Origin of the sequence: Erwinia pyri (assembly GCF_030758455.1) — a bacterium.
Classification (GTDB): Bacteria; Pseudomonadota; Gammaproteobacteria; order Enterobacterales; family Enterobacteriaceae; genus Erwinia; species Erwinia pyri.
This window is the reverse complement of record NZ_CP132353.1, coordinates 3,416,921-3,439,051: the sequence shown is the minus strand read 5'-3', so window position 1 is coordinate 3,439,051 and position 22,131 is coordinate 3,416,921. Positions and strand designations below refer to the sequence as shown.

Here is a 22,131-nt window from a genome sequence, read left to right as displayed (position 1 = left end):
CTCTTTGTTGCCAGCGGTTATTTTTTAATAGCCCTGGCAACATATCCCGTGCGGTGTGGCGAAGGCGTATGAGACGCCTCAGATGTTCCAGCCTATTCTATCCACTCCCGGTAATCATAAATTCCCGCTGCCAGTACCAGCTCTTTTGCTACCTCATGCGCTTTATCCTTACCCAGGATCAGATCTATCAGCTTCAGAGCGAAGTCGATGGAGGTGCCGGGTGCCTGACTGGTGAGCAAATTCACCCGTGGATCCCATACCACGCGTTTATCCATCCATTTCTCTTCGGGAATAGTCTCTTTCAGGCCAGGAAAACCGGTCATATTCCCTACGGGAAACAGATTGTGCGGGATCAGTACGGTGCCAGGTGCGGCGCAAATCGCCGCCACAATCCTGCCTGAAAGGTGGAACTGACGCACGGTTTCAACCAGCAAGGGGCTGTCCCGGAAAGCTTCGGCGCCTTTCAGACCGCCCGGCAATACGATAGCGGCAAAATCATTATCGGCTACTTCAACTAATGGAGCATCTGCCAAAAGCCGTACGCCGCGCGAGCAGCGGATCTCGCGGCTGCCATCGTCAGTGACGCTGGCCGTAGTAACCGCGATCCCTGCGCGCACCAGCAAATCGATAGTGGTGACGGCTTCCGTCTCCTCACTCCCAGGTGCCAGGCAAACCAGTACCGATACGTTCTCGCTCATAATCTTGTTCCTTTCGCTTAATCATTTCATAAAGCCTGTTGTTTTCAGGCGTCGCCAGACCCTGCGCCCGCGCCCGGCGAATCACGTAGCCCGTGATGTAATCAATCTCCGTCCTGCGTTCGCTGCGAATATCCTGCAGCATGGAAGAGGTGTTGGCGGCGGTGGTGTTGATCACATCCAGCACATAGTCGAGTAACGCCTCACGTGAAGTATGCTGGCCCTCCCGCTCCATCACCATGGCCACTTCATTACACAAGGCGGTTACTTCCGGCAGATGGTTTAGCAACTCGCCGTTGGGGCAGTCGTACAGTACGGTCAGCGGGTTAATGACGCAGTTCACCGCCAGTTTCTGCCATGCCGCAGAGGCTACATTGTTATGCCAGGCCACATCCGGTAAAGCGTGCTGAAGCACCTCCGCTATATCGCTAAGGGCAGCCGCAGCGGGGGAGGTGGGGCCAATATGGGTGATGCCTGCGGCAACATGCACGATAACCGTGCCATCACGCTTAGCGGCATGGGTGGTGATGCCCCTCAGCAAAGGTTGAGGAAGCGATCTCAGCTCATCCAGCGTTCCCATTCCGTTGTGCAGCAGCAGGACAGGGCACGTTTCACGCATTATTCCCTGCAGGTTTTTAACCGCTTCTGACACTTGCCAGGCTTTCAACGTAACCAGCAACAGGTCGCTTTCGGCGAGAAATTTTGGATCGTTGGCAATGCAGGTCTTATTAATGGCGGTGCCGTTCAGGTCGATGACGTTTACCGAGCAATAGGGTTGGGGGACACGCAACCACCCTTGGACCTCGTGGCCCTGAGCGTCGAGGGCGGCTAACCAGATTTGCCCTAATGCACCGCATCCCAATACGGTAATTTTCATTCATCCTCCCCGCTTACGGGTTGCGTGAGTTCAACCAGGCTGCCGACTTTTACCGGGAACCCGCAGGTCGATATTCTTATTATAGCTTTCATCAACGATGGTTTTTTTACCGGGCCTAAGTGGGTATTATGCATGTCACTTTACGATCTGGAGAATACATCATGCCATCTTTCGATATCGTTTCAGAAATTGACATGCAGGAAGTTCGAAATGCGGTAGAAAATGCCAACCGTGAACTGGCCACGCGCTTCGATTTCCGTAACGTAACGGCCAGCTACGAGCTGATTGAAAACAATGAGTCGATCAAAGTCCTCAGCGAATCTGATTTTCAGGTCAAGCAGCTGGTAGATATTCTGCGTGAAAAACTGCTTAAGCGTGGTATTGAAGGCGCAGCGCTGGAGATCCCGGAAGAGATTGAGCACAGCGGAAAAACCTGGAGTGTGGAAGCCAAAATGAAAAAAGGCATTCCCTCTGACGTAGCGAAAAAGCTGATTAAGCTGATCAAAGACAGCAAAATGAAAGTGCAGACGCAGATTCAGGGCGATGAAATCCGTGTAACGGGCAAATCACGCGATGATCTGCAGGGCGCAATGGCGCTGGTGCGTGGCGGTGATTTGGGCCAGCCTTTCCAGTTTAAAAACTTCCGCGACTGATTGACGACGCTTGAAGGCTGGGAGAGCGGCTAAGGGAAAAAGTCTGAAGTGTTAGCCTTGCCAGGATAAGTAGCGCAATGCACGTTGTCTGGACGGCAGGGTAATAGGGTCAGGGAGAGGGGGCTGAACACAAAAACGCCGTGAACCCATCCGTGGGGGCTGCGAAGCGGCGTCCATGCCGCTTAGCTTTTGCTTATCAGCCCCCTCTCCCTTCCCCTGAGCGTTAGTGTTGCCTGTTAGAGAACCCAAACCCACGACAAAATCCAATTCCAATTCCAATTCCGAACCTACATCAAAATCCAAACCTAGCTTCAAAGCTGGTTTTGGCCTGTGCGAGCACTGAACTTACCGACAACGCCGGATTTTTGGGTGGCACCATAGGGCACGTTAGCCGAGTGTATGCCGCAGGGATGCGGCATCCAAGACTACAGGGAGGTATTTACGGCGTCTCGGATAACGTGCCCTATGGTGACGCCTTTCCACCGCAGCCGGTTTTGACCTGTGTGACCATCATACTCACCGGCAAAGCCGAACATGGCGGGTGGACCGCAGCTGGTTTTGACCTGTGCGAACGCTGAAATCAAAGACAACGACGAATCTTCTGGGTGACGCCATGTCACTGAACCCGCTTCTGACATGCAGTTTAATTACAACATACTGGAAACCAGCAACAGGGTGACACCTTACCATCGCACCCGGATTTGGCCGGGCAAGGTATAACAGCACCCGGATAACTCGCTTGTGAGTAATCCCTTACTCACATTAATTACTAAGCCGCGTCAGCCACCAGCTTCTCGATCTCCGCCCGGTTAGTCACCTTGCTGTCGATCTTCACATAGGCACTTTTCTCTTCCGGGACGATAAATACTGCTGCCACGCCCGGTTGCGATCTAATCCTCTGTTCCAGCTCCGCTTTTTCCAGCGAACTCTCAGTCAGCATAATTCGCAGGCTGCTGACATAAGGCGGCTCTTTCATCGTACAGCTGACTATCAGCCAGAGCGCCGCTACCAGGGTACCCACCAGGAACACACTCTGCGCGTCAAAATGACCAAAGACCCAACCGCCCATGCTGCCGCCGATGGCTACACCAATAAACTGGCTGGTGGAATAGAGCCCCATCGCCGTGCCTTTATAACCCGGAGGAGATTCCTTACTCACCAATGATGGCAGAATAGCTTCCATCAGGTTGAAACCAATAAAGAACAGCTGCACGCCAACTACCAGCGTCCAGAAGTGATTACCTGCACCCCACAGCACAATTTCAGCAATCAGCATCAGCGCCACGCAGCAGACAAATACCCGCTTCATGCGGCGCTTCACTTCTGCATAAATAATAAAAGGGATAACGCCGCAGAAGGCGATAAGCATGGTGACCAGATAAACCTTCCAGTGCTGCTCCGCCGGGAAGCCGGCCCGCTCAAATTCGCCCGGCAGGGCAACAAAACTCGACATCAATAAAATATGCAGACACATAATGCCGAAGTTCAGTTTTACCAGACGGCTGTTTGCCAGCACATCTTTGATAGACCCTTTAACCATGCCCGATTCACGGTTCAGAATATGATTCGGCGCAGAAGGTACCACCAGAAGCGTAATAACGATCCCACAGCTCGCCAGGATCGCAATCATCCAGAACAGAGCATGCAGGCCTAAGGCGTGGGTGATGATCGGCCCCAACACCATAGCGATGGCGAAGGTAACGCCGAAGCTGATGCCAATAAAGGCCATCGCTTTAGTACGGTTCTGTTCCCGGGTCAGATCGGAGAGCAAAGCCATTACCGCCGCAGCGATAGCGCCCGAACCCTGCAATGCTCTGCCCAGAATGACGCCCCAAATGGAGGTGGTGCAGGCGGCAATCACGCTGCCGAGAACGAAAATAAGTAATCCACCAACGATAAGAGGCTTACGGCCAATACGGTCCGATAAAAGCCCGAAGGGGATCTGGAATACGGCTTGCGTTAAACCGTAGATGCCAATGGCGAGTCCAATTAATGCTTCTGTTGCTCCCTGTAATGCCATGCCATAAGTCGTCAGGACCGGCAGTACCATAAACATGCCCAGCATGCGCAGGGAAAATACCGTCCCCAAACCCCATGTCGCACGCAGCTCGACTGGAGTCATTTTATTATCGTTCATTACTACCTCAGTTTATCTGGTCGACGTATTTTAGGCGGCGGGGCAGGGCGGGTAAAATGATACTTATCGAGAAGTGGTAACAAAAAGAAAGGGCGCGATAATCGCGCCCTTTGTGATGAGGTCTGTGCTATCTGACCATCGTCAGCAGATCTTTCGAGGCCGGAGCCATAAAGTCTACTGACATCATGACGCTGAGCGCCGTGATGGCCACAATGGAGAAGACAAACAGCTTACGGGCCCAAACGCGGTCATTCTGCGTTTTATAGCCTGAAAGCGCCATGCCCAACCACCACACGCTAACCGCTGCAGCAACAATCAGATATTTGTAGCCCGCATAACCTCCCAGCGTCAGCATCAGGGTAGCAATCATAAACGCCAGGATATAGAGCGTAATATGATTTTTTGCGACCGAAATACCTTTTACCACCGGCAGAACCGGGATATTCGCTGCCTGGTAATCTTTAAAGCGGAAGATAGCAATCGCATAGGAATGCGGCATCTGCCACAGGCTAAAGATAGCCAGCAGGATTAACGCGCCAGCATCAAACTGGTTGGTGACAGCGCAGTAGCCAATCACCGGCGGCGCAGCGCCGGAAAGGCTACCAATCAACGTGCCATACACAGACTTGCGCTTCATATAGAGGCTGTAAACGCCGACATAAACCACAAAGCCCATCACCGCCAGCCACATGGCCAGCGGATTTGCTCCGAAATACAGCAACGCGAATCCAGCAATACCCAGAACGGTTGCATAAACCAGAGAGACTGTCGGAGAAATGAGGCCTTTTACCAGCACTCGATTCCTGGTCCTCTCCATTTTTACGTCGATGTCACGGTCGATGAAGTTGTTATAGACACAACCTGATGCGACCACCAACGAGACACCAACCAAGGTGGAGAGAAACAGGGGATAGTCGATGCTGCCTTTAGAGGCGAGCAGGAATCCCCCGATTACAGAAATTAAATTTCCGAAAATAATTCCTGGTTTCGTTACTTGCAGGTATTGCTTCATCATCACGGCAGCTCTTTAGTGGACCATCATGTTGTAATTGAGGTTCCACATAATCCATATAGAGCCCACTACAACGATCAGAATGATGACGGCAGAGAAGATAATTGCCACCAGATTCCAACGCTGGTCGGTAGAGGTGCTGAGGTGCAGGAAGTAATAGAGATGCACCAGCACCTGAATGACTGCAGTCACGATAACAACGGCCAGGATAGTTCCCTTAGACGCGCCGCCGCTCATGACCATCCAGAAAGGAATGGCAGTCAGAATGATCGACAGAATAAAGCCGATCATGTAGGTCTTCACGCTACCGTGCGAGGTACCATGATCGCTTAATGTCTTGCTCATTACATGGCCCCCAGCAGATATACGATGGTGAATACACAAATCCAGACAACGTCCAGGAAGTGCCAGAACATGCTCAGGCACATCACACGTGTATGGTTGGTAGAGGTCAGACCTTTAGTGGCAACCTGATACATCAGTACCAGCATCCAAATCAGACCGGAAGTCACGTGCAGACCATGCGTACCTACCAGCGTGAAGAATGCTGAAAGGAAGCCGCTGCGCTGCGGACCGAAGCCTTCGGTAATCAGATGATGGAACTCATAGATTTCCATTGAGATAAAGCCTGCACCCAGCAGGAACGTCAGCGCCAGCCAACCCAGTACGGTTGATTTGGTGCCTTTTTCCATGCTGATTACCGCAAATCCGTAGGTGATAGAGCTGAACAGCAGCAGCGCTGTTTCGCCCAACACAAACGGTAACTCAAAGATATCTTTACCTGCCGGGCCGCCAGCGGTGCTGTTGACCATGACTGCATACGTCGCAAACAGCGTTGCGAAGATGATGCAGTCGCTCATCAGGTAGATCCAGAAGCCAAAGAGTTTATTGGCTCCTGCATCGTGATGCCCATGCTCCGCATGGGCGTCGTGGTGTTTAGTCAGAGTTTCAGTCGACATTTTTCAGACCTGCTTTGCTAATTTCGTCAAAGTGCTGATTCTCGATTTTTTCGATCTCGGCAACGGGAACGTAGTAATCAACGTCTTCGTCAAAGCTCTTGATGATCCAGGTTAAGATCATACCGAAGAACGACAGACCTACCAGCCACCAGATGTGCCAGATAGCCGCGAAACCAAATATCAGGCTGAACAGACCGATAACCACACCAGCGCCGCTGTTTTTCGGCATGTGGATCTCTTCGTAACGCGCAGGCTGTTTGTAAGCTTCGCCTTTTTCCTTCATTTCCCAGAACGCATCGCGCTCGTGAATCACAGGTACTTCAGCAAAGTTATAGAACGGTGGTGGTGAAGAGGTTGCCCACTCCAGCGTACGACCGCCCCATGGGTCACCGGTCACATCACGCAGCTGCTCACGGTCACGTACAGAGACCCAGAACTGTGTAATCTGGCACAGCACGCCACAAGCAATCAGCGCGGCACCGCCCGCAGCAACCACCAACAGAGAGTGGAACTGTGGATCGATTTCCTGGCTAAGACGACGGGTCATCCCCATGAAGCCCAGTGCATACAGCGGCATAAAGGCAACGAAGAAACCGATAATCCAGAACCAGAAGGCGCGGATACCCCATTTTTCATTCAGGCAGAAGCCGAACGCTTTCGGGAACCAGTAAGTCACACCAGCAAAGCAACCGAAGACCACACCACCGATAATCACGTTATGGAAGTGAGCAATCAGGAACAGACTGTTGTGCAGCACGAAGTCCGCACCCGGCACCGCCAGCAGAACACCGGTCATACCACCTACAGAGAAGGTGACCAGGAAGCCTACGGTCCACAACATAGCAGAGTGCATCTGAATGCGGCCCTGGTACATAGTGAACAGCCAGTTGAAGATTTTAACACCGGTCGGAATGGCGATAATCATCGTCATGATACCGAAGAAGGCGTTAACGTTCGCACCGGCGCCCATGGTGAAGAAGTGGTGCAGCCACACGATAAAGGAGAGAACGGTAATAACCACCGTCGCCCATACCAGTGAGGTGTAACCAAACAGGCGCTTTTTAGAGAAGGTAGCCACCACTTCAGAGAAGACCCCGAAGACCGGCAGAACCAGGATGTACACTTCCGGATGTCCCCAAACCCAAATCAGGTTTACGTACATCATCATGTTGCCGCCCATTTCATTAGTGAAGAAATGGAAGCCCAGATAACGATCCAGAGTCAGCAGTGCCAGCGTCACGGTCAGAACCGGGAAGGAGACAATGATCAGCACGTTAGTACAGAGCGAAGCCCAGGTGAACACCGGCATTTTGAACATGGTCATGCCAGGCGCACGCATTCTCAGGATAGTAACGAAGAAGTTAATACCTGTTAATGTCGTACCGATACCCGAAAGCTGCAGACTCCATATCCAGTAGTCAACGCCGACCCCCGGACTGTATTCCGCGCCGGAAAGCGGCGGATAGGCCAGCCAGCCGGTCTGAGCAAATTCGCCCACGCCCAGTGACAGGTTAACCAGCACCACACCCACAGCCGTGAACCAGAAGCTCAGGTTGTTCAGGAACGGGAAGGCCACGTCGCGCGCACCGATCTGCAGAGGAACAGCAATGTTCATCAGACCAATAACAAACGGCATCGCTACAAAGAAGATCATGATCACGCCGTGGGCGGTGAAGATCTGGTCGTAGTGATGGGGCGGTAAGAATCCGGCCTCGCCAGCCGAAGCCAGCACCTGTTGGCTACGCATCATCACCGCATCGGCAAAGCCGCGCAGCAACATCACGAAAGCCACAATGATATACATGATACCGAGTCGTTTGTGGTCAACAGACGTCAGCCATTCTGACCACAGATATTGCCACTTACCGAAGTAAGTTATTGCTCCGGCGACAGCCAGACCACCAAGAATGATGGCTGCAATCGTAACCACGATAATAGGTTCGTGATACGGTACTGCATCAAGGGTTAATTTTCCCAACATCGTATTATTCCTCGGCTCCCGCTTTAGCGGATTCGCTCATGTCCATGCCTTCGTGCTCAGACATGTCCATTTTCCCGTGGTTCATCTTGAATTTACCAATCACCTCGGTGAACAATTCAGGATTCGCCGTTGAGAAGAACTGCACCGGATGGTTTTCGCTTGGCGCGGCCAATTTCTCGAAATCATCCATAGTCGTCAGCGTGTTAGGTGACTGTTTCGCTTTCGCTACCCACTGCTCAAATGCAGCATTGTCAGGGGTGGCAATCGCTTTAAACTTCATACCAGAGAAGCCGCGACCACTGAAGTTGGAGGAGATCCCGTCAAACGTACCTGGTTCATTCGCAATCAGGTGCAGTTTAGTCTGCATCCCCGCCATAGCGTAAATCTGGCTACCGAGGGTTGGAATGAAGAAGGAGTTCATAACGGAGTTAGACGTGATCTTGAAGCTCACCGGCGTGTTGGCCGGGAACGCGATCTGGTTCACGGTCGCAATACCCTGTTCCGGATAAATGAACAACCACTTCCAGTCCAGTGCAACCACATCAATCTCAATTGGCTTCACATCTGAAGCTATAGGCTTACCCGGTTCCAGCGCGTGGGTAGATTTCCACGTCAGGATAGCCAGGAAAAGAATAATTAAGATGGGAACAGTCCAGACCACGGCTTCCACTTTATTCGAGTGTGACCAGTTAGGGCTGTATTTTGCATTGGTATTGGATGCCCGATATTTCCAGGCGAACACCACGGCCATTAAGACTGCGGGAATAACGACGATCATCATCAAGCCGAAGGCTGTCAGGATCAGCGAGCGTTGCTCCAGTGCAATCTGTCCTTTGGGATTCAATAACGCACTATCACAGCCACTTAACAATAAAGTGCCTGCAATTAATGACAAAATCCCCAAACTTTTATTGTATTTCATGAGTCTCATTTAACGACCTCAATGACAAGGGCTCTATTGTCGTTTAAGTGTGGCGGCATTTTACGGGAACGTTTCAGTACTGTAAACCAGCAACATCTTGTGTCAGCGCCGTGTTGACACCTTTTGCAAACACTGTCACAGATGTTGCTGGGGGTGACAAATTATGAATCGCAGCAAGGGTTTGCTACTAATATAACAAAAACCAATGATAACCCTGCATTTGGGATGCCCTCTGCTATAAACAGCGAACCTGTCACTCAAATATTTAACATCTCTGCATCATTTGTGAGATTTACTTTAAACAATACTAATAACGCACCGGTTTTTAATATAGACAGAGATTCTAATGTAAAGATGAAAACGTTCAGGGAAATAATGGAACAGCTGAAAAAGTGCGCCTCGCTGATTGTAAAAAAACGGCAGCATATCGTACGATGCCACCGTTTTTCCAGCTCTGCTAACGGGTGAGATTGTTAAAAATTTGTGCTCACGTAGCGGGATAATTTTATAGAGTGACAAAAAGTAATTTTAATTTTCGCTCTCTCCGTTACGCTGGGCAAAAAAGTCCAGCAGGCTTCCGGCCACAATCCCTGACAGCGCCAGAAGCGTACCTGATTCAAGCAGAACGCTAATGAGTGCACCCGCATCCAGAACATCCGTTGCGCGTAAAGCGAGCAGGAGCAGCCCGGAGATGACCAGAACCGCCCCGGTTTTTAACGCCCCTAATGCCCAGCGGTAGCCAGTCTGGAAACGGGTACGTGGCAGGAAGGATTGATGCGTTTGCGCATGCTCCAGCGTTTTACGGCACCCTGCAAGCAGAAGTAGCCCAGGCAACGCCGCTACGACGGAGAACGCGTAAAAGGTTGGCCATCCCCATCCCTCAACAAACCAGCCTGCTACCGGGCCGACATAGACGCGGCCAACGGCAGAGAGCGCGGAGAGCAGGGCAAACTGAGTCGCGGAGAAAGATTTATTGCAGAGCGTCATCAGTAGCGCCACAAACGCTGCGGTTCCCATACCGCCGCAAAGATTCTCCACAAATACGGCTGCCGCCATGCTGTAAAGATGTTTATCCGTCACGGCCAGGATCCAGTAGCCGAGGTTGGAAATAGCTTGCAGAATACCGAACAGCATTAACGCTCTGAACAGGCTCAGGCGCTGCATTAATACGCCGCCGTAGAGGGCACCGATGATCGTAGCGATTAACCCCAGCGTTTTATTGACCAAACCAACGTCGCCGGCATCAAATCCCACTCCCCGAATCAGGAAGATCGTGGTCAGACTGGCGGCAAAGGCATCACCAAGCTTATAAAGAACGATCAGAGAGAGGATCAGCCACGCATTATTGCGGTTGAAAAAGTCGCGAAGCGGGGCGATTACCGCCTCCTCCAGCGTGTGCGGCCGGTTGATGACATCGGCGGGCTCTTTCGCTAACAGCGTGGCTATCACTCCGGGCACCATCATGGCCGCCATCAGCCACCAGATCGCCTGCCAGCCCAGATAGCGGTCAGCCAGCCAGAGTGCCAGCCCACCTGAAACCAGCATGGCCAGCCGGTAACCCAGTACGCTCACCGCCGCGCCGCTTCCTCGCTCCTCCGGTGGCAGCACATCCGTTTTCCACGCGTCAAAAACGATATCCTGCGAGGCGGAGCAGAAAGCGACCAGCACAGCCAGGGCCGCCAGCAGCGTCAGATCTGCAGAGGGCTGCATAAAGCCCATTAAAGCGATGCCAACAATCAGCAGAAGTTGGGTGATCAGCAGCCAGCCGCGACGACGTCCCAGAAACGAGGGGGTGTAGCGGTCCATCAGCGGAGACCAGAGAAATTTGAAGACGTAAGCCTGTCCGACCAGAGAGAAGAAGCCTATTGTTTTGATATCAACATTTTCAACCGCCATCCAGGCCTGCAACGTGCCGGAGGTGAGCGCCAGCGGCAAACCGGAAGCGAAGCCAAGGATAAGAAGAAGGGCGGCATTACGTTGGGTGAAGATCTGGAGGTAGTGGCTGGGCATACAAACCTTAAAACAGAGCCCGTCGGGATCCCGACGGGCGCAGGCCAATTAACGGGCGTTTTGCTTGATAAACTCGTGGATGCTGGTGTCCTGAGCCATATCTGCAATCACGTCGCTAACGGTTGAGTTAACCGCGTTGGTGATTTTCGCGTTGGTGGCTGAAAAAGCGCCTTCAACACTGTAGGTCTGCCGGTAGTTCTTGACCTGCTTGTTGCCGTTTTTAGCCGTAGCGACGATAGAGATATCCGCTTTGGTGGTAATGCTGTAACGCACGTTACCCTGGGTTACGTCGGCATAGAGGTTATTAACGATGATCTGTAAATCAACTGCGCCATTCGGCCCAATCATATAACCGCGAGCGCCCATCTGCTTCTCCAGAACTTCCTGAAGCAGGAAGCGCAGATCGCGGGAAGGCGTCAGGGTAACTAACTGTCCGTCACGGTTAACTTTAGCCAGCGCCTGATCGCTACGCTGATCGGCGCCGTTGATGCTGACAGTGATGCCTGTCAGGCTTGGATCCTGCTGCGGAAGCTGGATTTTAGGGGAAACGGTGATCGTATTGCTGTTGCTTGCACAGCCAGCCAGAACAAACAGGGCCAGCAGAGGGAAAATTATTTTTTTTAACATGCTTATTTTCTCGATGACAAAAGGTGTGATGCTGACAAAACTGCGGTCATCATATCATCGCCTGTATCAAGAGGAAGCCCTGATAGCGCGTAAATTCATCGCCTTGCACTTTTTTTACGCCAGCCCGGCAAAAAATGTTGTTGCACAGCATCATCAACCTGCTGCTATTCTGGCGGAAAGGGCAGGGTAGCGGGGATCGGGTCCCGGTTATTTTTATCAAAATGTGTCGGAAAAGATAAAAAACCAGCTAATATTTAGGGGGATGGGGCAAAGCTCATCATCGCAGAGGAGTCCAGATATGATCCGCGAAGAAATAGAAGAAAAGTTAAGAACGGCGTTTGCGCCTGTTCATCTGGAAGTGCATGACGAAAGCTATCGTCATAACGTCCCGGCGGGAGCAGAAAGCCACTTTAAAGTGATTATCGTCAGCGATTGCTTTATCAACCAGCGGTTTCTTATGCGTCATCGTACTATTTATAGTGCACTGGCGGATGAGCTGGCTGGAAGCGTTCACGCGCTGGCATTACATACCTATACCGTCAAGGAGTGGGAAGGATTGCAGGATACCGTTCCTTCATCACCAAACTGTCGTGGAGCAGGAATGCTGGCCTGATTGCACATTTTTCACCTGAAGCGGCCTGCGGGCCGCTTTGTCATTTCTGAGGCAAAATCGTTGCGGGCTTCCACTTTTCTGCCGTTAATCCGCTAAAAGGTGTGAAGTTGACGGAATGTCGGCGGTAAGCAGCCTCGACTAGCCCTGACGATGCCGCTATAATGCTGCGTCTATTTTTCCGGAATGTCTTCGGGACGCTTCTGGTAACAGGGAATGCGGTTCTGACATCAGAAGCCGTCCCGGTTCTTAGTCTCTATCCTGTTTCTTGCGGAGCAGGGAGGGTCTGAAGTTGACCGAGCACGTGATTTTTTGAGGTAATAAGATGCAAGCTTCAGTAGAAACAACTCAGGGCCTGGGCCGTCGCGTTACGATTACCGTTGATAAAGACGTGATTGAAAATGCGGTGAAAAGTGAGCTGGTCAACGTATCGAAAAAGGTACGTATCGACGGTTTCCGCAAAGGGAGAGTGCCGATGACTGTCGTAGCTCAGCGCTACGGTGCTTCTGTTCGCCAGGACGTTCTGGGCGACCTGATGCAGCGCAACTTCGTTGACGCCATCATCAAAGAGAAAATTAATCCGGCTGGCGCGCCAAGCTACATGCCAGGCGAATACAAAGTGGGTGAAGACTTTACCTTTACGGTTGAGTTCGAAGTGTACCCGGAAGTAGAGCTGAAAGGTCTGGACGCAATCGAAGTTGAAAAACCGGTTGTAGAAGTGACTGACGCCGACGTTGACACCATGCTGGATACCCTGCGCAAGCAGCAGGCCACCTGGAAAGAGACCGACCGCGCAGCAGAAGCAGAAGATCGTGCCACTATCGATTTCAACGGCTCTGTAGACGGTGAAGAGTTCGAAGGCGGCAAAGCGACTGACTTCGTACTGGCTATGGGCCAGGGTCGTATGATCCCAGGCTTCGAAGAGGGTGTGGTAGGCCACAAAGCGGGCGAAACCTTCACTATCGACGTTAACTTCCCGGACGATTACCACGCTGAAAACCTGAAAGGGAAAGCAGCGAAGTTTGAAATCGTTCTGAAGAAAGTGGAAGAGCGTGAGCTGCCAGAATTCACCGAAGAGTTTATCAAGCGTTTCGGCGTGGAAGATGGTTCGGTTGCTGGTCTGCGTACCGAAGTGCGTAAAAACATGGAGCGCGAGCTGAAAGGCGCCGTGCGTAACCGTGTTAAGACTCAGGCTATTGACGGCCTGGTCAGCGCTAACGACATCGAAGTGCCAGCGGCACTGATCGACGGCGAAATCGACGTGCTGCGTCGTCAGGCTGCACAGCGCTTTGGCGGCAACGAGAAGCAGGCTTTAGAGCTGCCTCGCGAGCTGTTCGAAGAGCAGGCTAAGCGCCGTGTTGTGGTTGGCCTTCTGCTGGGCGAAGTGATTCGTACCCACGAACTGAAAGCTGACGAAGATCGCGTAAAAGAGCTGATCGAAGAGATGGCTTCCGCTTACGAAGATCCGTCTGAAGTGGTTGAGTTCTACAGCAAGAACAACGAGCTGATGAACAATATGCGTAACGTTGCGCTGGAAGAGCAGGCTGTTGAAGCCGTGCTGGAAAAAGCCAAAGTGACCGAAAAAGCCACTAACTTCCAGGAACTGATGAACCAGGCGCAACCAGCCTGATTTACTGAATCTGAAAGCTAATTGAAAGCCCGCGGTTGTGATGACCGCGGGCTTTTTTATTTTATCCGTTGCCCGGATGTGCCATTTGACCTCTATTCGTTCATTAAACCGGCAAAATATCGACTAAGCTACTTTTCCTGGTTAGCAGTTGCTTAAAACGTTGTTATGCTTGAATCAGCGGGGCAGCATCCCCAAATAGAACGTTATGGCGTATCACCCTCTGTCTTGATTGTCCCCGTAAAAAGTGGGGAGTGTAATGGAAACATAGTGTTCCGGATCGCACTCAAGTAGAATTGGTACGGAGTGTTGCCTAATGAAAAATCCAGGAGACGGTAATGTCATACAGTGGCGAACGTGAACAAACTGCACCTCATATGGCTTTAGTGCCGATGGTGGTCGAACAAACCTCTCGCGGAGAGCGTTCTTACGACATTTTTTCTCGCCTGCTTAAAGAGCGGATTATTTTCCTGACCGGTCAGGTCGAGGATCATATGGCGAACCTGATCGTCGCCCAAATGCTGTTTCTGGAAGCTGAGAACCCGGAAAAAGATATTCACCTCTATATCAACTCTCCTGGTGGCGTGATCACTGCAGGGATGTCGATTTATGACACCATGAAGTTCATCAAGCCAGACGTCAGCACCATCTGTATGGGCCAGGCGTGCTCGATGGGCGCGTTCCTGCTGACGGCAGGCGCCAAAGGTAAGCGTTACTGCCTGCCGAACTCCCGTGTGATGATCCACCAGCCGCTGGGCGGCTATCAGGGCCAGGCGACGGATATTGAAATCCACGCGCGTGAAATTCTTAAAGTGAAGCAGCGTATGAACGAGCTGATGGCTGAACATACGGGTAAAACTCTTGAAGAAATAGAGAGAGACACGGAACGCGATCGTTTCCTCTCTGCGAGCGAAGCTGTAGAGTATGGGCTGGTAGATTCCATTCTGACGCATCGCACGTAAGCCCGATGCCTCTCCGTCGTCTATAGTAAAAGATGGGATTGAGCTACGAATGAGGGTGCCGCAAGGCGGCATCATCGCCGCAACAGAGTGCGGACGAAGATAATAGAAGAGGTTAACTGATGACAGATAAGCGCAAAGACGGTTCAGGAAAGCTGCTGTACTGCTCTTTCTGCGGCAAAAGCCAGCATGAAGTGCGCAAGCTGATTGCCGGCCCGTCAGTGTATATCTGCGATGAGTGTGTCGATTTATGCAATGACATCATTCGCGAAGAGATTAAAGAAGTCGCACCGCATCGTGAGCGTAGTGCACTGCCGACGCCGCATGAAATCCGCCATCACCTCGACGATTACGTTATCGGCCAGGAGAGGGCGAAAAAAGTGCTCGCCGTGGCGGTTTATAACCACTACAAGCGCCTGCGCAATGGCGACACCAGCAACGGTATTGAACTGGGCAAAAGTAACATCCTGTTGATCGGTCCAACCGGTAGCGGTAAAACGCTGCTGGCTGAAACGCTGGCTCGCCTGCTGGACGTGCCGTTCACCATGGCAGATGCCACCACGCTGACCGAAGCGGGTTACGTGGGTGAAGATGTTGAAAACATCATTCAGAAGCTGCTGCAAAAATGTGATTATGATGTGCAGAAAGCGCAGCGCGGCATCGTCTATATCGATGAAATTGATAAAATTTCTCGTAAGTCCGATAACCCATCCATTACCCGCGATGTGTCGGGTGAAGGCGTTCAGCAGGCGCTGCTGAAGCTGATTGAAGGGACCGTGGCGGCTGTGCCTCCGCAGGGTGGACGTAAGCATCCGCAGCAAGAGTTCCTGCAGGTTGATACCTCCAAGATCCTGTTTATCTGTGGTGGTGCCTTTGCCGGACTGGATAAAGTCATTTCTCAGCGCGTGGAGACCGGATCCGGTATCGGTTTTGGTGCCACGGTGAAGGGCAAGGCGGAGAAAGCCACCGAAGGTCAGCTGCTGGAGCAGGTGGAGCCAGAAGATCTGATCAAGTTTGGCCTGATCCCTGAGTTCATCGGCCGTCTGCCGGTAGTGGCAACGCTGAACGAACTGAGTGAAGAAGCGCTGATCCAGATCTTACGCGAGCCGAAAAACGCCCTGACCAAGCAATATCAGGCGTTGTTCAATCTGGAAGGGGTAGACCTGGAGTTCCGTGACGAAGCGTTGACGGCGATTGCCAAAAAAGCGATGTCGCGTAAAACCGGCGCCCGTGGCCTGCGTTCAATCGTTGAAGGCGCGCTGCTGAATACCATGTATGACCTTCCTTCAATGGATGATGTGGAAAAAGTGGTGATTGACGATTCAGTGATCGACGGTCAAACCGAACCGATGCTGATCTACGGAAAACAGGAAGCGCAACAGGCTTCTGGTGAATAAATAACCACATCTTTCCAGTTAGTTATCATTAAAAGGGGGAATTTATTCCCCCTTTTGCTTTTCTCTCGCAGATAACATTGAATCTCTTACATTCATCCCCATATACTCAACTACCTGTGGGTAAAACTGCTACTCGCCTGTTGCGGTTCCCATCACCCTGGCGGAAATTAAACTAAGAGAGAGCTCTATGAATCCTGAGCGTTCTGAACGCATTGAAATCCCTGTGTTGCCGTTGCGTGACGTAGTGGTTTATCCGCACATGGTAATTCCGTTGTTCGTCGGTCGTGAGAAATCGATTCGCTGCCTTGAAGCCGCCATGGATCATGATAAAAAAATCATGCTGGTCGCTCAGAAAGAAGCTTCAACGGATGAGCCAGGCATTAACGATCTCTTCTCTGTAGGCACTGTGGCCTCTATTCTGCAAATGCTGAAGCTGCCGGACGGTACTGTAAAAGTGCTGGTAGAAGGCCTGCAGCGTGCGCATATCACGACGCTTGCGGACAATGGCGATCATTTCACTGCCCAGGCGGAATACCTGGCTTCACCTGATATCGATGAGCGCGAGCAGGAAGTGCTGGTGCGGACCGCGATCAATCAGTTTGAAGGCTATATCAAGCTGAACAAGAAGATCCCGCCTGAAGTGCTGACCTCGCTGAACAGCATTGAAGATGCTGCGCGTCTGGCTGATACCGTGGCGGCGCACATGCCGCTGAAGCTGGCGGACAAGCAGTCTGTGCTGGAGATGTCAGACGTCAACGAACGTCTGGAGTATCTGATGGCGATGATGGAGTCAGAGATTGATCTGCTCCAGGTGGAAAAACGTATCCGCAATCGCGTCAAAAAACAGATGGAAAAGAGCCAGCGCGAATACTATCTGAACGAGCAAATGAAGGCGATTCAGAAAGAGCTGGGCGAAATGGACGATGCGCCTGACGAAAACGAAGCGCTGAAACGCAAAATTGATGCAGCGAAAATGCCGAAAGAGGCACGCGACAAAACTGAAGCTGAGTTACAGAAGCTGAAGATGATGTCCCCGATGTCGGCAGAAGCCACCGTGGTGCGTGGCTATATCGACTGGATGGTTCAGGTTCCGTGGAATGCCCGTAGCAAGGTCAAGAAAGACCTGGTGAAAGCGCAGGAAACGCTGGATACCGACCACTTTGGTCTGGAGCGCGTAAAAGACCGCATCCTGGAATATTTGGCAGTCCAGAGCCGCGTAAGCAAAATCAAAGGCCCTATCCTCTGTCTGGTAGGACCGCCAGGCGTGGGTAAAACCTCGCTGGGACAGTCGATCGCTAAAGCGACCGGACGTAAGTATGTCCGTATGGCACTGGGCGGCGTGCGTGATGAAGCGGAAATCCGTGGTCACCGCCGGACCTATATCGGCTCTATGCCGGGCAAATTGATCCAGAAAATGGCAAAAGTAGGGGTGAAAAACCCGCTGTTCCTGCTGGATGAAATTGACAAAATGTCTTCTGACATGCGTGGCGATCCCGCTTCGGCACTGCTGGAAGTGCTGGATCCGGAACAGAACATCGCCTTTAACGACCATTACCTGGAAGTGGATTACGATCTTTCCGACGTGATGTTCGTGGCGACCTCTAACTCCATGAACATCCCTGCGCCGCTGCTGGACCGTATGGAGGTGATTCGTCTTTCCGGTTACACCGAAGATGAAAAGCTTAACATTGCCAAGCAGCATCTGCTCTCCAAGCAGATTGAGCGTAACGCGTTGAAAGACAATGAAATCACTGTCGAAGACAGCGCCATTGTCAGCATCATTCGTTATTATACGCGTGAAGCGGGTGTGCGTAGCCTTGAGCGTGAGCTCTCCAAGCTCTGCCGTAAAGCGGTTAAAACGCTGCTGATGGATAAAACCGTCAAGCATATCGTGATTAACGCCGATAACCTGAAAGATTATCTCGGCGTGCAGCGTTACGACTACGGTCGTGCTGATAACGAAAACCGTGTTGGGCAGGTAACAGGTCTGGCGTGGACGGAAGTGGGCGGCGATCTGCTGACCATTGAAACCGCCTGCGTGCCGGGTAAAGGCAAGCTCACTTATACCGGTTCGCTGGGTGAGGTGATGCAGGAGTCTATCCAGGCGGCGCTGACCGTGGTGCGTGCTCGTGCAGAGAAGCTGGGCATCAATGGTGACTTCTACGAAAAACGTGATATTCACGTTCACGTTCCGGAAGGTGCTACGCCGAAAGATGGCCCAAGTGCGGGTATCGCCATGTGTACCGCCCTGGTTTCCTGCCTGACAGGCAACCCGGTGCGTGCAGATGTGGCCATGACGGGTGAGATCACCCTGCGCGGTCAGGTTCTGCCAATCGGTGGCCTTAAAGAGAAGCTGCTGGCTGCACACCGTGGTGGCATTAAAACGGTGCTGATCCCTGATGAGAACAAGCGCGATCTGGAAGAGATCCCAGATAACGTGATTGCCGATCTGGATATCCATCCGGTGAAGCGCATCGAGGAAGTGCTGACGCTGGCGCTGCAAAATGCCCCTTACGGGATGCAGGTAGCCACCGCAAAATAGTGATATAAGACAAAAAGACGCCAAAACCAGAGCTGGCAGGTGAATTGGGACTTGCCAGCTTTTTTTTGTGCCGTTAATTTAGAGTGCTGTTAAGCCAGTGACGGCTCTGCCGTGTAAGGCATGACAAGACTGAATCCAGATAATTGATGCGCGTTCGTGGCGGGTGGGAAGCCCGGCTACGAGGTGAATAATAAAATAGGGGATTATTGAGTGAATAAGTCACAGTTGATCGACAAAATTGCTGCAAACGCCGACATTTCTAAAGCAGCAGCGGGACGTGTACTTGATGCTTTTATGGGCTCGGTGTCAGATTCACTGAAAGAAGGCGATGAAGTGGCATTGGTTGGCTTTGGCACGTTCTCCGTGCGCGAGCGCTCTGAGCGTACCGGTCGCAACCCACAAACCGGTAAAGAGATCACCATCCCAGCGGGTAAAGTACCAGGCTTCCGTGCCGGTAAAGCGCTGAAAGACGCCGTAAACTAAGGGCGGTATGCTTCCACCGCGGCAATTTCTTCGGTGGAGTGAGGATTGTCTGAGCGTTCTCATGTACCATACGGGGCACATCACTACACGATGTGCCTTTTTTTATGTTTCAATGACATTTGCGAGTTGCGGTTAACGGCGTGCGGTTTGCAACGCAGGCGTAAACGTTCCCGGGAAAAGGGGACGAAAGCGCAAAGGTTTACATTCATACTACAGCGGAGTGTTGTCACACCATGATGGACAATTTACGCGCGGCGTCGAACCATGTCGTGCTCAAAATTATATTGGCTTTGATCATTCTGTCTTTCGTGTTAACCGGGGTGGGCAACTACCTGATTGGGGGAAACGGAGATTATGCCGCCAAGGTTAACGGACAGGAAATCAGCCGGGCACAGCTCGAGAACGCCTTCTCTAACGAACGTTCACGTCAGCAGCAGCAGTTAGGTGAGCAGTTCTCACAGCTCGCTGGCAATCCGGCCTGGATGCAGCAGATCCGCCAGCAGGCGCTCTCTCAGCTGGTTGATGAAGCCCTTCTGACTGGCTATGCCAAAGATCTGAAACTGGCTATCAGCGACGATCAAATCAAACAGGCTATCTTCAGCCAGCCCGCTTTTCAGACCAACGGTAAATTTGATAATGCTAAATACCTTGGCCTGATTAATCAGATGGGCTTTTCTGCCGATCAGTATGCTGAAGCCCTGCGTAAGCAGCTGACGACCCAGCAGCTGATTGCAGCCGTAACCGGTACAGACTTTATGCTCAGCGGTGAAACGGATTCTCTGGCTGCGCTGGTTTCTCAGGAGCGTCTGGTTCGTCAGGCTACGATCAACGTCGCTGCGCTGGCTGCTAAGCAGAGCGTTACCCCGGAAGAGATCAAAAACTACTACGAGCAAAATAAAAACAGCTTTATGTCGCCTGAGCAGTTCCGCGTCAGCTACATCAAGCTGGATGCCGCTTCCATGCAGGAAACAGCAAGCGAAGAGGATATCCAGAGCTGGTACGATCAGCATCAGGGGGATTACACCCAGCCCCAGCGCAGCCGTTACAGCATTATTCAGACCAAAACTGAAGCGGATGCGCAGGCTGTTCTCGATGCGCTGAAAAAGGGCGGTGACTTTGTCGCGCTGGCGAAACAGAAGTCTGCTGATCCTATCTCTGCCCGTCATGGCGGCGACATGGGCTGGCTGGAGCCGGACACCACGCCAGACGAGTTGAAAAACGCCGGGCTGAAGGAGAAAGGTCAGCTCTCTGGCGTAATCAAATCTTCTGTTGGTTTCCTGGTGGCGCGTCTGGACGATATTCAGCCGCAGCAGATTAAACCGCTGGCTACCGTGCATGATGATATTGCGGCAAAAGTGAAGCAGGAAAAAGCGGTTGATGCTTACTACAAACTGCAGCAGAAAGTCAGCGATGCAGCGAGCAACGACAACGAATCCCTGGTGGGTGCTGAACAGGCCGCCGGCGTGAAAGCGGTAGAAACGGGCTGGTTCAGCCATGATAACCCGCCTGCCGAGCTTAATTTTAAGCAGGTTGAGCAGGCTATCTTCAACGGTGGTTTAGTGGGTGAGAACGGCGCGCCGGGCAATAACTCAGACATCATTACCGTTGATGGCGATCGCGCCTTTGTCCTGCGCGTCAGCGCCCACAAACCTGAAGCCGTGAAGCCGCTGGCTGAGGTAACGGCACAGATTACCGATACGCTGAAGACGCAGAAGGCACAGCAAGAAGCGAAAGCTCAGGCTGATAAACTGCTGGCCGATCTGAAAGCGGGCAAAGGGGATGAGGCGATGAAAGCCGCTAACCTGAGCTTTGGTAGCCAGAAGACGCTGACCCGCAACGGTCAGGATGCGGCAACACAGGCGGCCTTTACGCTGAGCCAGCCTGCGAAGGGTAAACCTTCTTACGGCATCAGTGAAGATGGTGAAGGCAACGTGCTGTTGCTGGCGCTGGATGAAGTTCGCAGTGGCACCCTGCCGGATGCGCAGAAGAAAGCAATGGTTCAGGGCGTGACGCAGAATAACGCGCAAATCGCTTTTGAAGCGCTGCTGAGCAACCTGCGTAAAGAAGCAAAAATCAAATACGGTGCAGCGGCACAGGCCCAGTAAGCCTCGCAAAAATCCTGCAACGATTTGTATCCCGAAAGGCCGCTTATGCGGCCTTTTCCAGTTTTCTACTCCTCCCTTTGTCTCCTTTTCCTCGCTGCAGTAGGGTAGCCATGCTGTCAAACACATGGAGGATTACAGCATGCAAAATAAACTCAAAGCGTTATGTTTCACGATGATGATGAGTGCAGGAACCCTGGCTGCACTGCCGGTGAAGTCAGCAGAACCAGCCCCCGCTTCGTCACAGGTTTCTATCGCTGCGGATAAAGAGGCGGCTGCGCGAATCAGCCTTAATCAGGCCAGCGCGGAAGAGTTAGCTGCAGCACTCAACGGCGTTGGAATAAAAAAGGCGGAGGCCATTGTCAGCTACCGGGAACAGTACGGTGATTTTACCGCGATAGAACAGCTAAAGGAGGTGCCCGGCATCGGCAATGCGCTGGTGGAGAGAAATCTTTCACGGCTTAAATTGTGACTGCCTTCGCGAGTTTGAGTTGTCGATCGCATTGGGGCAGTAACCGCTGCTAATCTGTAGAGGTCA

The 22,131-nt window shown here is 52.1% G+C and carries 20 protein-coding genes; 10 read left to right on the top strand and 10 right to left on the bottom strand.

Annotated elements, in window-relative coordinates; all coding sequences use genetic code 11:
• Positions 1-92: 92 nt before the first annotated feature.
• Positions 93-698, bottom strand: coding sequence for a protein deglycase YajL (gene yajL / locus Q3V30_RS16335; protein WP_306207460.1), 606 nt, complete (start codon positions 696-698; stop codon positions 93-95).
• Positions 652-1,572: a 2-dehydropantoate 2-reductase gene (panE, locus tag Q3V30_RS16330; protein ID WP_306207458.1), complete on the bottom strand. Its 921-nt coding sequence runs from the start codon at positions 1,570-1,572 to the stop codon at positions 652-654. Before panE ends, yajL begins: the two co-directional genes overlap by 47 nt.
• 161 nt (positions 1,573-1,733) lie before the next feature.
• Between panE and Q3V30_RS16325 the strand changes: the two genes are divergently transcribed.
• Positions 1,734-2,225, top strand: a complete 492-nt coding sequence (locus tag Q3V30_RS16325; RefSeq protein WP_306207456.1) for a YajQ family cyclic di-GMP-binding protein — start codon at positions 1,734-1,736, stop codon at positions 2,223-2,225.
• A 769-nt stretch (positions 2,226-2,994) separates the two neighbouring features.
• Here the strand turns inward: Q3V30_RS16325 and Q3V30_RS16320 are convergent.
• The 8 genes from Q3V30_RS16320 to Q3V30_RS16285 all read right to left on the bottom strand — a co-directional run bounded on the left by Q3V30_RS16320 (position 2,995) and on the right by Q3V30_RS16285 (position 11,873).
• Entirely contained in the window at positions 2,995-4,362 is a 1,368-nt protein-coding gene (locus tag Q3V30_RS16320) for an MFS transporter (protein WP_306207454.1), read from the bottom strand.
• A 127-nt stretch (positions 4,363-4,489) separates the two neighbouring features.
• Positions 4,490-5,377, bottom strand: a complete 888-nt coding sequence (gene cyoE / locus Q3V30_RS16315; RefSeq protein ID WP_306207452.1) for a heme o synthase — start codon at positions 5,375-5,377, stop codon at positions 4,490-4,492.
• 12 nt (positions 5,378-5,389) lie between these two features.
• A complete protein-coding gene (locus Q3V30_RS16310; RefSeq protein WP_306207449.1) occupies positions 5,390-5,719 on the bottom strand; it encodes a cytochrome o ubiquinol oxidase subunit IV in 330 nt (109 codons plus the stop codon).
• Positions 5,719-6,333, bottom strand: coding sequence for a cytochrome o ubiquinol oxidase subunit III (locus Q3V30_RS16305; RefSeq protein ID WP_306207447.1), 615 nt, complete (start codon positions 6,331-6,333; stop codon positions 5,719-5,721). Before Q3V30_RS16305 ends, Q3V30_RS16310 begins: the two co-directional genes overlap by 1 nt.
• On the bottom strand, positions 6,323-8,314 hold the full coding sequence (cyoB, locus tag Q3V30_RS16300) for a cytochrome o ubiquinol oxidase subunit I (protein ID WP_306207445.1): 1,992 nt from the start codon (positions 8,312-8,314) through the stop codon (positions 6,323-6,325). Before cyoB ends, Q3V30_RS16305 begins: the two co-directional genes overlap by 11 nt.
• 4 nt (positions 8,315-8,318) lie before the next feature.
• Entirely contained in the window at positions 8,319-9,245 is a 927-nt protein-coding gene (gene cyoA, locus Q3V30_RS16295; RefSeq protein WP_306207443.1) for a cytochrome o ubiquinol oxidase subunit II, read from the bottom strand.
• A gap of 519 nt (positions 9,246-9,764) precedes the next feature.
• Positions 9,765-11,246, bottom strand: a complete 1,482-nt coding sequence (gene ampG, locus Q3V30_RS16290; RefSeq protein WP_306207441.1) for a muropeptide MFS transporter AmpG — start codon at positions 11,244-11,246, stop codon at positions 9,765-9,767.
• 48 nt (positions 11,247-11,294) lie between these two features.
• The gene (locus Q3V30_RS16285) at positions 11,295-11,873 is read right to left on the bottom strand and encodes a lipoprotein (RefSeq protein WP_306207439.1); all 579 of its coding nucleotides are present in this window, start codon (positions 11,871-11,873) and stop codon (positions 11,295-11,297) included.
• Positions 11,874-11,901: 28 nt separating this feature from the next.
• Between Q3V30_RS16285 and Q3V30_RS16280 the strand changes: the two genes are divergently transcribed.
• From Q3V30_RS16280 to Q3V30_RS16240, 9 genes are all read left to right on the top strand, one after another.
• The gene (locus Q3V30_RS16280; RefSeq protein WP_306207437.1) at positions 11,902-12,063 is read left to right on the top strand and encodes a hypothetical protein; all 162 of its coding nucleotides are present in this window, start codon (positions 11,902-11,904) and stop codon (positions 12,061-12,063) included.
• Between the two features lie 108 nt (positions 12,064-12,171).
• Positions 12,172-12,486, top strand: coding sequence for a transcriptional regulator BolA (gene bolA, locus Q3V30_RS16275; RefSeq protein WP_306207435.1), 315 nt, complete (start codon positions 12,172-12,174; stop codon positions 12,484-12,486).
• Between the two features lie 322 nt (positions 12,487-12,808).
• Positions 12,809-14,113, top strand: coding sequence for a trigger factor (gene tig / locus Q3V30_RS16270; RefSeq protein ID WP_306207433.1), 1,305 nt, complete (start codon positions 12,809-12,811; stop codon positions 14,111-14,113).
• A gap of 335 nt (positions 14,114-14,448) precedes the next feature.
• Positions 14,449-15,072: an ATP-dependent Clp endopeptidase proteolytic subunit ClpP gene (gene clpP, locus Q3V30_RS16265; RefSeq protein ID WP_024967267.1), complete on the top strand. Its 624-nt coding sequence runs from the start codon at positions 14,449-14,451 to the stop codon at positions 15,070-15,072.
• Between the two features lie 119 nt (positions 15,073-15,191).
• Positions 15,192-16,466 carry an ATP-dependent protease ATP-binding subunit ClpX gene (clpX, locus tag Q3V30_RS16260; RefSeq protein WP_306207430.1) on the top strand — a complete coding sequence of 425 codons (1,275 nt, stop codon included), beginning with the start codon at positions 15,192-15,194 and terminating at the stop codon, positions 16,464-16,466.
• 187 nt (positions 16,467-16,653) lie between these two features.
• Positions 16,654-19,008 (top strand): endopeptidase La, encoded by a 2,355-nt coding sequence (gene lon, locus Q3V30_RS16255; protein WP_306207429.1) that lies wholly within the window; start codon positions 16,654-16,656, stop codon positions 19,006-19,008.
• A gap of 210 nt (positions 19,009-19,218) precedes the next feature.
• Complete coding sequence (gene hupB, locus Q3V30_RS16250; RefSeq protein ID WP_306207427.1) at positions 19,219-19,491, top strand: nucleoid-associated protein HU-beta; 273 nt, start codon at positions 19,219-19,221, stop codon at positions 19,489-19,491.
• A gap of 233 nt (positions 19,492-19,724) precedes the next feature.
• Positions 19,725-21,596 (top strand): peptidylprolyl isomerase, encoded by a 1,872-nt coding sequence (gene ppiD / locus Q3V30_RS16245; protein ID WP_306207425.1) that lies wholly within the window; start codon positions 19,725-19,727, stop codon positions 21,594-21,596.
• 139 nt (positions 21,597-21,735) lie between these two features.
• Positions 21,736-22,065, top strand: a complete 330-nt coding sequence (locus tag Q3V30_RS16240) for a helix-hairpin-helix domain-containing protein (RefSeq protein WP_306207423.1) — start codon at positions 21,736-21,738, stop codon at positions 22,063-22,065.
• The last annotated feature ends 66 nt before the right edge of the window (positions 22,066-22,131 follow it).

Bases quoted from the DNA above. Each gene is read 5' to 3' on its own strand.
- yajL (WP_306207460.1), bottom strand. From the start codon at position 698: ATGAGCGAGAACGTATCGGTACTGGTTTGCCTGGCACCTGGGAGTGAG.
- panE (WP_306207458.1), bottom strand. From the start codon at position 1,572: ATGAAAATTACCGTATTGGGATGCGGTGCATTAGGGCAAATCTGGTTA.
- Q3V30_RS16325 (WP_306207456.1), top strand. From the start codon at position 1,734: ATGCCATCTTTCGATATCGTTTCAGAAATTGACATGCAGGAAGTTCGA.
- Q3V30_RS16320 (WP_306207454.1), bottom strand. From the start codon at position 4,362: ATGAACGATAATAAAATGACTCCAGTCGAGCTGCGTGCGACATGGGGT.
- cyoE (WP_306207452.1), bottom strand. From the start codon at position 5,377: ATGATGAAGCAATACCTGCAAGTAACGAAACCAGGAATTATTTTCGGA.
- Q3V30_RS16310 (WP_306207449.1), bottom strand. From the start codon at position 5,719: ATGAGCAAGACATTAAGCGATCATGGTACCTCGCACGGTAGCGTGAAG.
- Q3V30_RS16305 (WP_306207447.1), bottom strand. From the start codon at position 6,333: ATGTCGACTGAAACTCTGACTAAACACCACGACGCCCATGCGGAGCAT.
- cyoB (WP_306207445.1), bottom strand. From the start codon at position 8,314: ATGTTGGGAAAATTAACCCTTGATGCAGTACCGTATCACGAACCTATT.
- cyoA (WP_306207443.1), bottom strand. From the start codon at position 9,245: ATGAGACTCATGAAATACAATAAAAGTTTGGGGATTTTGTCATTAATT.
- ampG (WP_306207441.1), bottom strand. From the start codon at position 11,246: ATGCCCAGCCACTACCTCCAGATCTTCACCCAACGTAATGCCGCCCTT.
- Q3V30_RS16285 (WP_306207439.1), bottom strand. From the start codon at position 11,873: ATGTTAAAAAAAATAATTTTCCCTCTGCTGGCCCTGTTTGTTCTGGCT.
- Q3V30_RS16280 (WP_306207437.1), top strand. From the start codon at position 11,902: ATGCTGACAAAACTGCGGTCATCATATCATCGCCTGTATCAAGAGGAA.
- bolA (WP_306207435.1), top strand. From the start codon at position 12,172: ATGATCCGCGAAGAAATAGAAGAAAAGTTAAGAACGGCGTTTGCGCCT.
- tig (WP_306207433.1), top strand. From the start codon at position 12,809: ATGCAAGCTTCAGTAGAAACAACTCAGGGCCTGGGCCGTCGCGTTACG.
- clpP (WP_024967267.1), top strand. From the start codon at position 14,449: ATGTCATACAGTGGCGAACGTGAACAAACTGCACCTCATATGGCTTTA.
- clpX (WP_306207430.1), top strand. From the start codon at position 15,192: ATGACAGATAAGCGCAAAGACGGTTCAGGAAAGCTGCTGTACTGCTCT.
- lon (WP_306207429.1), top strand. From the start codon at position 16,654: ATGAATCCTGAGCGTTCTGAACGCATTGAAATCCCTGTGTTGCCGTTG.
- ppiD (WP_306207425.1), top strand. From the start codon at position 19,725: ATGATGGACAATTTACGCGCGGCGTCGAACCATGTCGTGCTCAAAATT.
- Q3V30_RS16240 (WP_306207423.1), top strand. From the start codon at position 21,736: ATGCAAAATAAACTCAAAGCGTTATGTTTCACGATGATGATGAGTGCA.